Source organism: Rhizobium sp. RCC_161_2 (assembly GCF_041355235.1).
Classification (GTDB): Bacteria; Pseudomonadota; Alphaproteobacteria; order Rhizobiales; family Rhizobiaceae; genus Rhizobium.
This window is the reverse complement of record NZ_JBFUPL010000011.1, coordinates 233,938-247,060: the sequence shown is the minus strand read 5'-3', so window position 1 is coordinate 247,060 and position 13,123 is coordinate 233,938. Positions and strand designations below refer to the sequence as shown.

8 protein-coding genes are annotated in these 13,123 nt (G+C 60.8%); 1 reads left to right on the top strand and 7 read right to left on the bottom strand.

Annotated elements, in window-relative coordinates:
* Window positions 1-161 precede the first annotated feature (161 nt).
* From AB6803_RS25985 to AB6803_RS25955, 7 genes are all read right to left on the bottom strand, one after another.
* Complete coding sequence (locus tag AB6803_RS25985; RefSeq protein WP_371111598.1) at window positions 162-1,511, bottom strand: cytochrome c; 1,350 nt, start codon at window positions 1,509-1,511, stop codon at window positions 162-164.
* A gap of 137 nt (window positions 1,512-1,648) precedes the next feature.
* Window positions 1,649-3,916, bottom strand: a complete 2,268-nt coding sequence (locus AB6803_RS25980; RefSeq protein WP_371111597.1) for a molybdopterin cofactor-binding domain-containing protein — start codon at window positions 3,914-3,916, stop codon at window positions 1,649-1,651.
* Window positions 3,913-4,374 (bottom strand): (2Fe-2S)-binding protein, encoded by a 462-nt coding sequence (locus tag AB6803_RS25975; protein ID WP_371111596.1) that lies wholly within the window; start codon window positions 4,372-4,374, stop codon window positions 3,913-3,915. Before AB6803_RS25975 ends, AB6803_RS25980 begins: the two co-directional genes overlap by 4 nt.
* Window positions 4,375-4,969: 595 nt before the next feature.
* On the bottom strand, window positions 4,970-6,466 hold the full coding sequence (locus tag AB6803_RS25970; protein ID WP_371111595.1) for an ATP-binding protein: 1,497 nt from the start codon (window positions 6,464-6,466) through the stop codon (window positions 4,970-4,972).
* Window positions 6,463-7,188, bottom strand: coding sequence for a response regulator (locus AB6803_RS25965; protein ID WP_371111594.1), 726 nt, complete (start codon window positions 7,186-7,188; stop codon window positions 6,463-6,465). The genes AB6803_RS25970 and AB6803_RS25965 overlap by 4 nt, the downstream gene beginning before the upstream one ends.
* A 144-nt stretch (window positions 7,189-7,332) precedes the next feature.
* Window positions 7,333-10,488, bottom strand: a complete 3,156-nt coding sequence (locus AB6803_RS25960; RefSeq protein ID WP_371111593.1) for a multidrug efflux RND transporter permease subunit — start codon at window positions 10,486-10,488, stop codon at window positions 7,333-7,335.
* A gap of 9 nt (window positions 10,489-10,497) precedes the next feature.
* The gene (locus AB6803_RS25955) at window positions 10,498-11,700 is read right to left on the bottom strand and encodes an efflux RND transporter periplasmic adaptor subunit (protein ID WP_371111592.1); all 1,203 of its coding nucleotides are present in this window, start codon (window positions 11,698-11,700) and stop codon (window positions 10,498-10,500) included.
* Between the two features lie 842 nt (window positions 11,701-12,542).
* Here AB6803_RS25955 and AB6803_RS25950 point away from each other — a divergent pair.
* A complete protein-coding gene (locus AB6803_RS25950) occupies window positions 12,543-13,109 on the top strand; it encodes a flavodoxin (RefSeq protein ID WP_371111591.1) in 567 nt (188 codons plus the stop codon).
* Window positions 13,110-13,123: the final 14 nt, after the last annotated feature.

The window sequence follows — 13,123 nt, the reverse complement described above, 5'->3', positions numbered from 1 at the left end:
GGTACAGACAAGCTACCGAGTAGCAAAGGCATCAAAGACAGACGTCCGCTTACACGGCGATCGCTGCACCAACGCCCTTCTCTCCCTCTCTTCTTTCTCGGAGAGACGCTGCCAGAACGAGGTGGCATCAATCGTCTTGCGCCTTCCGCTGCTTTCCGCGATCATCGCATCTGCAGGATAATCGGGCTGCTGCTTGCAGGATCCGTATGGTCGCGCAGCGCTCGAATCTCATCGGGGCTGACAGGCCCGCCGTGGTTACCCCATGTCGAGCGGACATAGGAAAGGACATCTGCAATCTGCTCGTCGGACAGCTGCTCGCGGAACGGCGGCATGCGATAGGCGTCGGGGATGCCCGCCGTGACCACGCGGCCCGATCCGTTCAGCGTCACGTTGATCTGCGAGGCGTTTTCCGAAGCGAGAGAAGAGGCGGCACCGGCCAGTGGCGGTATCCACTGGTTCCGACCTTTCCCGTCATTGCCATGACAGAAACTGCATTTGGCTGCAAAGGTCTGCGCACCGGCGGCGTTGCGACGATCGGCGGCGGAGGCACTTGCCGGTGTCGCCGGCTGATATTGCCACGGCGTGCCATCGCGCGCGGGGTCCCCCGGCAGCGATTTCAGATAATGGCTGATGGCGCGTAGATCATCGTCCGTCATGAACTGTGTGGAGTTGTTGTAGGCCTCGGTCATCGAGCCGAAGACGACGGCATGCTGGTTCCTGCCGTTCTTCAGGAACTGGTAGATATCGTCCTCGCTCCAGCGGCCAAGCCCGGTATTGTGGTCCTGGCGAAGGCTCGGCGCATACCAGCCATCGAGGAGCGCGCCGGCGAGATAGAGCGGGCTGCTTTCGTCCAGAGCCTTTTCATTCATAGTCAGGCTGCGCGGGGTGTGACAGCTGCCGCAGTGGCCGGCTGCCTGGACGAGGTAGGCGCCGCGGTTCCACACTGCATCTTCCGAGGTTTTCTCAACATAGGTGCCCTTGTCGGTAAAGACGGCATTCCACAGGGCTAGCGGCCACCGCATGTTCAGCGGCCATTTAATGTCCGACGCCCTGTTGGGTTGATTGACGGGCGTCACTCCGGTCGTGAAGAACGCGTAGAGCGCGCGAATATCATCGTCGCTCATCTTCACGTAGGACGGGTATGGCATGGCCGGATAGAGCCGGCGTCCGTCGGGTGCGACGCCGTGCCGAACTGCCCGGTCGAAATCGGCCAGCGTATAGTTGCCGATGCCGGTTTCCTTGTCGGGCGTTATGTTCGTCGCGAATATCGAGCCCAGCGGCGTTCCCATTTCCAGGCCGCCGGCAAAGGGCTTCCCGTTCGGCACGCTATGACAGGCAACGCAGTCGGCCTGGCGCGCGACATATTCGCCGCGCTGTGCAAGCTCTGGTGAAGGCGCTTGAGCGACGGTCATCTGGTCGAACGGAGAAGACGGTTTGTGCGTGACAAACCACGTCAAGCCGCCGGCCGCGACAATGACGATCAAGAGGAGAACCAGGAGCGCTTTTTTCAAGGACAATCCATCCCGTTTGTTCGATGCATTTTGGCTTTGCTACGGATCGCGTCATGGACGCCCTGCTTCGCCCGGCTCTCCTGAAGACAAGGCTTTTCGCCATTCAGGCGATGGGAACCGGGACGAGACGGAGCGGCCTAGCTTTCAAACGTATATTGGGAAAGCGGCATGCTGCGGATTCGCTGCCCGGTCAGGGTAGAGACCGCATTGGCGACGGCAGGAGGAATGGCGGGAAGCCCCGGCTCCCCTATGCCGCCCATCTTCGCACCGCTCTCGACGATGCGCGTATGCACGCGCGCCATTCGATCAGGAGGCAGGATGGGGTAAAGATCGTAATTGCGCGCGACCGGCTCGCCACTCTTGTAGATGACCTCCTCCATCAGGACCTGAGAGAGACCAAGCGCCGTCGCCGAATTGATCTGGGCTTCGATGATCGCCGGATTGACGATGCTGCCAGGGTCGATCGCTTCCCAGACATCATGGACAACGACCTCTCCCTTTCGTATCGAAACTTCGGCGATGGCTGCCGTATGACTGCCGAAGGGGGATGCCATTGCGACCCCCCGCGCCCTGTGCGAACCGTCGTCGGCCGTGAAAGGACCTCTTTTCCAGCCTCCGGAAAGCTCTCCGACCGCTTTAAGCAGGTTGGTCAGTCGCTCATTGCCTTGAAGGAGGCGCAGCCGCAGCTCGAACGGGTCCTGTTTTCCTTTATCCGCCAATTCATCCAGAAATGACTCGTAGAGAAAGTCGTTCATGGAATTGCCGACAGATCGCCAGTAGGCAAGCATTGTCGGGTTTTCCACATAGATCTGGGCTATGCGGCGGTTGGGAATGGCATAGGCTTTGCCTGTCAGTCCTTCCACCGCCGTGTCGTCGATCTTGTCGTCGCTATGGCCGGAAATCCCTTCCGTCGGCCCTTCGCAAACGGTAACCGCCTCAAGCGCGATGGGCATGCCGTTGTCATCAAGTGCCCCTCGGAAGCGAACCGCTGCCATCGGGCGCAATGGGTCGCGCAGGAACTCCTCCTCCCGGCTCCAGATCAGCTTGACCGGACGACCGACTTCCTTGGCGAGCTGGATGGCCTGAGGATAGGGATTGGCCGCCGGATAGAGGAAATGGCGGCCAAAAAAGCCACCCAACAGCGGGCTGTGAATATTCACCTTCGACGGGTCGAGGCCGGTAATCTTGGCGATCTCGGCCTGGAACATTTCAGGGGCCTGGTTGGGCAACCACAAATCCAGCGTTCCATCATCGTTGAACCGCGCCAGCGCCGATGGCGGTTCCAACTGCGCGTGATGAACATATTGGCTGTGATAGGTAGCGGAAACGACAGTCTTGGCGCTCGCCAAGATGCTCACCGCATCACCTTCCTTCTCCGCCTCCTTGCCATCACCAGCTTCATTGGCAAGACGGTTGCTAAAGGCGACAGTGGAAAAATCCGCGGGCATGTTGCGCGCGCCCGGTATGAGCGGCTGCGCGCCCGGTTCGTTCCAATCGACCTGAAGCGCTTCTACCGCACGTTTGGCGTTCCACCATCTCTCCGCGACGACCGCGACGGCACCGGGCAGCCGATGGACCGAATGCACGCCGGCCATGGCCTTGACTTCGGTTTCGTTGCGGATGTTGCCGACTGACAGGCCCAGGCGTGGCGCGTGCTGTACGGCGGCATGCAACATGCCATCGACCTTGCAATCGATGGCATAGATGGCCCTGCCTGTTGACTTATCGAGAACATCGAGCCGTTTTACCGGCTTGCCGATCCAGCGGAACTGGCTGCGCTCCTTGAGCGTAACACTTTCCGGAGCGGGCACGGGAAGGCTCATCGCATCCGTGGCAACGTCGCCATACGCGAGCTTGCGGCCGGATGCGATATGAATGACCTGGCCCGGCTCGGTTGTCAGCTCACCAACCGGAACATTCAGGCGCGTTGCGGCTGCTTGCAGGATCATCGCGCGCGCAAGGGCACCCAGCCGGCGCATCGTATCATAGCTCATGCGCACGGACATGCTGCCGCCGGTGATGCGCATCTTGCCGCCGATGACCAGATAATCCGAGCCCGTCGGCGCATTTTCCACGATGAACGAACTGGGATCCATGTCGAGCTCTTCGCCGACGATCTGTGCCATCGCCGTGAAAACGCCCTGGCCACCTTCGACGAACGGGCTCATGAAGCGCACGGTGTTATCAGGCCGAATTTCAAGAAACGCGGGAACCCGCGTGCCCGGCGCCAAGGTGCTTGCGGCCTGCTGTGCTCGCGCGGTGCCGACCGGTATTCCGAAACCAAGCACAAGAGCGCCCGCTGTCGTTCCCGCGGCGCCGAGGAGAAAGCCGCGGCGGGAAATGTTGACTGGTGCTCCGTTGGGGAATTCGCTTTCCAAAGCAAGTTTGCGGTCGATCTCGTTCATAGCGTTTCCACCTTCTGGCCGGAGAGTTCCTGGACGGCAGCCTTGATCGAGTTGTAGGTTCCGCAACGACAGAGGTTGATCATCGCAGCCGCGATATCTTCTTCAGACGGTTTGGCTGTCTGCTTGAGCAGCGCCGTCGCCGCCATGACCTGGCCCGACTGGCAGTAGCCGCACTGGGGGACTTGATGCTCGACCCAGGCGGCAACGACCTTCTTGCCTACCGGGTCGTTTTCGATGGCTTCGATCGTGGTGATATTTCGACCCACCACACTCTCCACCGGCGTCACGCAGGATCGGACGATCTCGCCGTCCACCAGGATGGAACAGGCACCGCATTGAGCCAGACCACAGCCATATTTGGTGCCGGTCAGTCCGAGCTCGTCCCGGATCACCCAAAGAAGCGGCGTGTCGTCACCCGACTCCACCTGATAGGTTTGATTGTTGATTTGAAGTCTCATGGCTCTTCCTCGAGATTGGACACGACGGTGAACGCAAGCGCTATATTAGTAGTGGCCACCTAAATTATGCGATCAATTATCGGTGACCACGAAAGCTCGCCCAGACGCGGTTCGGTAAGCGCCATCGCACAGTTTGATATTGCTTCCTTAAGCTTTGCCCGCTCGCCCCGAGCCCGATCCGATGTTGTTCGATAGACGGAGGGCTCAGACACACAACAGCGCCTTGATGGCAGGGCGATCATCCATGGTCCTGTAGCCTTCGGCGACATCGCTCTGTGGCAAAGCCAGGTCGCAAACCTTGCCCAGTTGTATTTTGCGCTCCAAAACCAGATCCATCAAGTATGGCAGAAAGCGGTGGACAGGAGCTCAACCATCGCGCCGGCACCGCCTGTGAGCAGGCGTCTCCAGTGGCACTGCGCATTGTTACCAGCATTTGCGACTTACCTTCCTGTTAAAGCGGACTGTTACGGCTCGTGATGTCCGACATGGCTTCAAGCGGCATCGTAAAGGAATAGGGTCGCTTTCATTATTGCCGGAAATCCGCATGCCCTTATGAATCTGGCTCATAAATCGACCGGCCGCTTCGTGTCTGTGGCTACCCTTCCTGACCGGCCAGCTTGAACGAGCGTGTCTGCCTCTTTCGCCTACTCGCCCTTGCAGGTGTTTGCACATGGCCCTCTTGCGGCAGAGAGATGACCGCCTTGAGGCCGGGATCGTTGGGAGCAAGCTGAATGTCGCCGCCATGCTGTCTCGCAATGGCGCGGGCGATCGACAGGCCCAGCCCAACGCCGCCGGTGTCCCTGCTTCGGGACGCCTCCAGGCGGAAGAAGGGCGCGAACACCTTCTCCCGCATGCTCTCGGGAATGCCCGGACCATTGTCTTCCACGACGATGTCGATGGTGGCGGCTGAATGGAGGATATAGACCTTCGCGTGGCCGCCATAGCGCGCCGCATTTTCGGTAAGGTTTCGCACCGCGCGGCGCAGCCCGTCAGGCCGGCACCGGTAGGTCGTCTTCGGCCCCTCGATATATTCCACCGGCAGGCCGAGGTCGGCAAGATCGTCGCAGATGCTGCCGACCAGCGCCTCCAGTTCGATGGCCCGCGTCTCCTCTGCTGTGGACTCTCCCCGCGCAAAGGAAATGGCGGCCTCGGTCATGCTTTGAAGCTCATCGATCGTCGACAGCATCTTCTGCTGGATGTCGGCGTCCTTGACGAATTCGGTCCTGAGCCGCAACGAGGTCAGCGGTGTCCTGAGATCGTGGCCGATCGCCGCCAGCATCCTGGTGCGGTCATCGACAAAGCGATGAAGACGCTCCTGCATCTTGTTGAATGCCTCGGCGGTGCGCCTGATGTCGTCGGGACCGTTTTCAGGCAGAGGCGGGAGGTTTTCACCCCTACCCAAAGCTTCCGCCGAAAGCGCGAGACGTCTCAACGGGCGCGCGATACGGCTAGCAATGAACACCCCGATCAGCGAAAGGATAAGTGCGGTCATCGCCAGCGAAGTGAGTGATTTCAAACTCCACCACTGATCGATGTCGGGCTTGTAGAAAGCCGTGTTCAGCCAAACGCCATCTCCAAGTTTGATCGCCAGCCCATATCCGTTGTGATCGCCGAAATAGACGAACTTGGCAGGTTGCGGCGAATTCCACAGAACCGGCGGCGGTGTGGTCCATCTGATGGACGCATCTGCGGCGATCACCTCTTTGGACATCAGACTGCTGGCCTTAGGGTTCGAGCGAACACCATATTTTCCGGTAAGATCGATGAAATTTTCGATCGGGCGGGTCAGTTCCGTTGCCGCGCGCGCGCGCCACGCCTTGGCATCGGTCGGCTCGTCCGTTGAGAGCCAAAAGCGGGAATAGTTGGTCTCACTGGCGAAAAGAGCCTGGTTGCGCAGCGGCTCGGGCACGGATTCCATCAGCCGCGTGACCGAGGCGCACCTGCTGAAGAACTCGCTTTTCATGGCCGCATGCAGTGCCTTGGTTCGCTCGTCCCAGGAGATTACGAATGTCAGCGCTTGCGAGACCACGAGTGCAAGCAACGTAAACCCTATGAACTGCGCTGCAAGGCTTCTCCTCCACCAGTAGATCATTCGAACCCCACATCCACCGACAGGCTGTAACCGCCACCCCAATGCGTCTTGATGACCGACGGATTTTTCGGGTCCGGCTCAATCTTCTTGCGCAGCCGGCTCACCTGATTGTCGATGCTTCTGTCGAAAATATCGGCCGCCTTGCCGACGGTCAGGTCGAGAAGCTGCTCGCGGCTGAGAACGAGGCCCGGACGTTCGAGGAACACTCTCAAAAGCCTGAACTCCGCCGTGCTGAGCGGAATGCCGACGCCATCATCTCCGGAAAGTTCCTGCCGGCCCATATTGACGCGCCAGTGCCCGACGCGGACGACCTTTGCCTTTTTCAACGTTTCCCGCTGCTGCTGCGGCACGCTGTTTGCCCGACGCAGGACAGCCCTGATCCGCGCCAGCAGCTCGCGCGGATTGAATGGCTTCACGAGATAGTCGTCGGCGCCGAGTTCGAGACCGATGATGCGGTCGGTATCCTCAGTCATGGCCGTGAGGAATATGATCGGAACATCCATCGTCGCTCGCAGGTGACGGCATACGGAAAGACCATCCTCGCCCGGCATCATAACGTCGAGAACGACGAGATCGACCGCACTGCGCTCCAGAATGCGCCTGAGTGCCGCGCCGCTGTCGGCCACGCTTACCCGGTAGCCCTGCTGCTCAAGATACTGGCCGACAAGGTCTCTTATATCCGCGTGGTCATCGACGACAGCGATATGCGCAGCTTTTTGCATATACAGTTTCCACCATGTTGAGCCACTTTACAAAAGCTCAGGCCCGTCCGCATCGAAAAAAGTGTATCAAAGTTTCACAATGACCGCCCGGTTGCGGCGTCCGTTCCAACCGGAACGGACGCCGCTACTCGACAGGCATCGCCATCAAGTTTCGTGAATGCCGGAACCGAGCGCGTTGGTAAGCTCCGGTTCACGCGGATGCGGACTCTTCTCCGGCTTGCGGAGGAAACCGACGACGAAGGCGAAGAACACCGGGACGAAGAAGATTGCGAGCAGGGTTGCGGAAATCATGCCGCCGAGCACTCCGGTTCCGATGGCGTTCTGGCTTGCCGCACTTGCGCCCGTCGCGATCGCCAACGGCACGACACCCAATGTGAAGGCAAGCGAGGTCATCAGGATCGGCCGGAACCTCATCCGTGCAGCCTCGATCGCAGCCTCCCGCACCGAGCGCCCCTCGGCGACGAGATCCTTTGCAAATTCGACGATGAGGATGGCGTTTTTGGCCGAAAGGCCGATGATGGCGATAAGACCAACGAGGAAATAGATATCGTTCGGCAGCCCGCGCAGCATCACCGCCAGGACCGAGCCCAGCACGCCGAGCGGCACGACAAGCATGACCGACAGGGGGATTGACCAGCTTTCGTAGAGGGCCGCCAGCAGCAGGAAGACGAAGAGAATACTGAGGCCGATCAGGAAAGGCGCCTGCGATCCCGACTGGATTTCCTGGAAGGATTGGCCGGTCCATTCGAAGCCGAAGCCCGCCGGCAATTGCTGCGACAGCCGCTCCATTTCGGCGATGGCGTCTCCCGAGGAATGCCCAGCCGCCGCCTGCCCGCCGATGCGGATCGAGGGATAGCCATTGTAGCCGACCACCTGTGATGGGCCGCGAACCCAGTCGATCGATGCGAAGGCGGACAGCGGAACCATGCTGCCGTGACTGTTCCTGACGTTCAGCCTCAGCAGGTCCTGGGTCTGCATGCGCTGCACGGCACCCGCCTGCACGGTCACGCGCTGCATGCGGCCGGCATTCGGATAATCGTTGATATAGGAAGACCCGAAGTTCGCCGATAGTGTGGCGTTGATGTCGCTGAAGCCGACGCCGAAGGCATTTGCCTTTTCACGGTCGATCATCAGGTTGATCTGCGCGGCATCCGGCAGGCCTTCGACACGCACCCCGACAAGCATGGGACTTGCCCGGGCTGCGTTCAGTAACTGCGCCGAGGCCGCGGCAAGCGCCGCCTGCCCCGCGCCTGATCGATCCTGAAGGCGATAGGCAAATCCGTTCGAAGTGCCGAGCCCCTGGATCGGCGGCGGCGATAGCGCGCGCACCGACGCATCGCGGATCGCGGCAAATTTTGCATTCACCCGCGCGGCGATTGCGGCGGCGGAATCGCTCGGACCACGCTCGCTCCAATCCTTCAGCGTGATGAAGGCAAGACCGGCATTTTGCCCGGAACCGGAATAGGAAAAGCCAGAGACGGCGACGACATTCCTGATGGCGCTTTCCTCCATAAGGATGCCTTCCATCCGCCTGATCGCCTCGCGCGTCCTGTCGGTGCTTGCTTCCGCAGGCGCCTGCAGTTCGGCGATCAGGTAGCCCTGGTCCTCGTTCGGCAGAAACGAGTTCGGCAATTGCAGATAAGCCCATCCAAGCCCGCCGAGCAGGGCAAGATAGATAAGCATGAAACGGCCGGCGCGTCTGACTGTTGCCCCGACGCCGACCGAATATCGCCGCGTCAGGCTATCGAAGCCGCGATTGAACCACCGGAAGAAGAAGGTCCTGCGTTCGTGCCCGTGCGTGACCGGCTTCAGGAAGGATGCGCAGAGCGCCGGCGTGAAGGTCAGCGCCAACAGGCCGGAGAACAGGATGGAGACGACCATGGTCAGGCTGAACTGCTGGTAGATGACCCCGACGGCGCCGGGGAAAAACGCCATCGGAATGAAGACCGCCGTCAGGACAAGGGTAATGCCGATGATCGCCCCGGTGATCTGCGACATCGCCTTCTTCGTCGCCTCCTTCGGCGACAGTTTTTCCTCGGCCATGATGCGCTCGACATTCTCGACCACGACGATCGCGTCATCGACGAGAATGCCGATCGCCAGCACCATGGCGAACATGGTGAGCACGTTGATCGAGAAGCCGGCGGCGTACATCACCGCGCACGCGCCGAGAAGCGCGACTGGGACGACGAGCGTCGGAATGATGGTGTAGCGGATGTTCTGCAGGAAGAGGAACATGACGATGAAGACGAGGACGATCGCCTCGAGTAGCGTGTGCACGACCTTCTCGATGGAGACCTCGACGAAAGGCGTGGTGTCGTAGGACACCTCGTAGCTGAGCCCAGGCGGGAAATAGCGGGAGAGATCCTCCATGATCGTGCGGACCTGCTCGGCCGTGGCTAGCGCATTGCCGATCGGCGTCAGCTGGATGCCGACATTCGCGCTTGGCTGACCGTTGAGACGGCTCGCGAAATTATAATTCTCTCCGCCGACTTCGACCCGCGCGACATCGCGCAGCCGCACCGTGGAACCGTCTGGATTGGCGCGAAGAACGATCTCGCCAAATTCCTGCGGCGACCGCAACTGCCCCTGGACGTTGACGATGGCCGATGTCTGCTGGCCGGGCAAATTCGGGCTGGCGCCGACCCGCCCCGCCGTGACCTGGGCATTCTGAGCGGTGATCGCATCGGTGATATCGGCCGCCGTCAGGTTGAGGCCGACCATCCTGTCCGGGTCCATCCAGACGCGCATGGAGCGCTGCGTGGCGAAGAGCTGAGCGTTGCCGACGCCCGGAACGCGCCGCAGCTCGCCGATGACGTTTCTGCTCAGATAGTCTCCGAGACCGACCGCGTCCGTCCTGCCATCCTCCGAGCGCAGCACGACCATCATCAGGAACGAGGTTCCCGCCCGATCCACCCTGATGCCCTGCTGCGTCACCGCGCTCGGTAGGCGCGGCTCGACGCGGGCAATGCGGTTCTGCACCTCGACCTGCGCCTCGCCGACATTCGTTCCCGTCTCGAAGGTGACGTTGAGCGCGATGCGGCCGGAGGCCTCCGATACGGATTCGAAATAGAGCAGCCCCGGAACGCCATTCAGCTCCTCCTCAATGGGACGGGTGACCGACTGGTAGATGTCTTCCGGCGTGGCGCCGGGATAGTTGGTCGAAACCGTGATCTGCGGCGGCGCGACCTGCGGATAGCGCGCGATCGGCATGAGCGGCAAAGTGAGGATGCCCGCAAGCGTGATAAAGATTGCCACAACCCAGGCAAAGATCGGGCGGTCAATGAAGAAATTGGCCATGGAAGCACCTTATCGTTGCAGGGGCAGGCTAGCTTGGACGGTCGTGCGCTCGGCCGTTTCCGCAGTCGGTTTGGCGGCGGGGTCGGTCCAGGGCTGAGGTGCTACCGTCGCGCCGGCGCGTGCCCGCTGGAAGCCATCGACGACGACGCGGTCTCCGGCTTGAATGCCCTGGTCTATGATCCAGCGCTGGCCGACCGCGCGGCCGACCGCAACGCTGCGCTGCTCAAGCTTGTTCTCATTCGCGATGACGAAAAGGCTCGCCTTGCCGGCAGCGTCCCTCTGGACAGCCTGTTGCGGAACGGCAAGGCCAGCGTTCCGGGTCCCCTGCGCGACCTCGACGCGCACATACATACCGGGCAGCAGTTCGCCGTCGGGATTTGGAAACTCACCCCGAAGAGTGACTTGCCCGGTCGTCGCATCGACGGCCGCCTCCGAGAACAGGAGCCGTCCGGGATGCGCGTATTCCGTCCCGTCATCAAGGCGTAACCCGACGCGGGCCTCGTTGGACCCCGCGGTCAGGCTCCTATTGGCGAACGCCTTACGGAGACGGATGAGATCGGCAGCCGGTTGCGTAAAGTCGGCATAGATCGGGTTCAGTTGCTGGATCGTCGCCAGGTTCTCGGAGCCGTTGGCCGAGACCAGCGCGCCCTCAGTGATCATGGCGCGCCCGATCCGGCCGGAGATCGGCGCCGTCACATCGGAATATTGCAGGTTGAGCTTGGCCGAGACGAGCCCTGCCTCTGCGACGGCGACATCCGCATCGGCCTGCGCCAGCCGGGCGACGGCGGAATCATAATCCTGCCGGCTGGTGACATTCGACTTGCGGAGCTGTTCCTGCCGCTCGGCGGTCTGCCTCGCATCCAGATGCACCGCCTGTGCCCTGCGCAGAGTGGCTTCGGCGCTGTCGACCTGGGCCTTGAAGGGCGCCGGGTCGATTCTATAGAGCACGTCTCCCTGGCTTACCGTCGCGCCCTGTTGAAAGACCTGTTCGGTGACGATCCCCGAAACGCGCGGCCTGACCTCTGCCACTCTCGTGGCGGTCACCCGGCCGGGAAGCTCCGTGGTCATCGGCAGCGCCTCGGGGGAAACCGTGATGAAGCCGACGGCTGGCGTCGGTGGGGTCTGCGGAGCGGAAGCCTCGCCCCGTTCGCACGCGGTCAGGCTCAAGGTTGTTATAGAAGCGGCAGCCAAGCGGACGAATAGCATACGCATATGGAACTCCATATCTGATGGGCGGGGATGGCGATCAGCGGTCGCGCCGGCAGTGACCGTCGGTCGGCTCGCCCTTAGATCGCGTGGCCGATACTTTGCATTTCAAAGGGTATGAGGTCGGAACCATCGTGCTCAACTCCGTCGACGTCTTGGGGACTTTGGAGGCGGCAAACTACACGGCGGCTGTCGCAGGGATGTGCCCGGCACGGGCCAATTTGTAACAAGCTGTCGCAACTTTATAGCAATTAACGCGCGCTCCGATGCCGCGACGCAGCAAGAGCCCCGCGCCGTGACGACAAGGGCCAAAGCGGAGCAGAGCTCCTGAAAAATACGGCGCTTGGCAGCGCATGGGCCTGGGCATTGTCAGGATGAGCCTGTCTTCATGCCTTGGCCGAGCGGCGGCACCTTCCGCGACATGCGTCTACATCTTCGGCACAAAGCTGCGACATGCTTGGCCTATCTTCCGGTTCGAACTTCACTGCGCGTTCGGCAATGTCGAAACCAACAGGAGGATAAGAAATTGGCCCTCGAGCTATCGCAAATCGCAATATTGCGCAAAGTGCTGGAAGACTTCTGCTCCCGCCACGATCTGAGACTTTCCGACCAGCCCGCGATTATCGCTGCGCGGGAACTCATGAGATTTGCGGACGAAGGTGAAAGCGACCCCGCAAATCTCGCCCTCCTCCTTAACGAGACGATGCCCTCACATCTTCATCGCGAACCGCAATCCGCAAGGGCGTGAGCAGGTATTCAACGTCGTTCGATCGATACGGCTCATGCTCTAAAAATACAGAAATGAGCTGGTCGCCCGCAACGAACCTCTGACAATGAAAGAGATGGGTATGCAGCTTTCTCGCCGTACTATGCTTACCTCGATGGCCGCGATGGCGGCTATTCCAAGCTGGTGCTTCGCAGCAGAACCCCGCAGGACACTGCTCGCCTATTATTCCTATACGGGGAACACCAGATTGGTTGCGGAAAAGCTCCGGGCTCATGTTGGCGCGCAGCTTCTCGAGATCAAAATGGCGGACCCTTACCCCTCCGACATCCGCAAGGCGGCGGAGCGATCGAGATACGAGCTTGAGACCGGCACGCTGCCCGCTTTGCTGGATGATCCCTCCGACGTGTCGGATTACGATCTGATCCTGGTCGGAGGCCCGGTGTGGTGGAACACGGTCGCGGCACCCATCATGAGCTTTCTCGAACGGACGGACTTCCGTGGCCGGAGCGTGGGCCTCTTCGCCACCTATGCGCTCAATCCTTCGCATTATGAAAGTAACTTCGCGGCTCAGGCGCACAACGCATCCGTTCTCCCGGGCCTGATGATCAACGAGTTCGATATTGCTAGTGGTCGGGGTAGCGATGCGATCGTCTCCTGGGTGTCTACCCCTTCAATCGTACCGTATTAAAACAAGTAGTTATC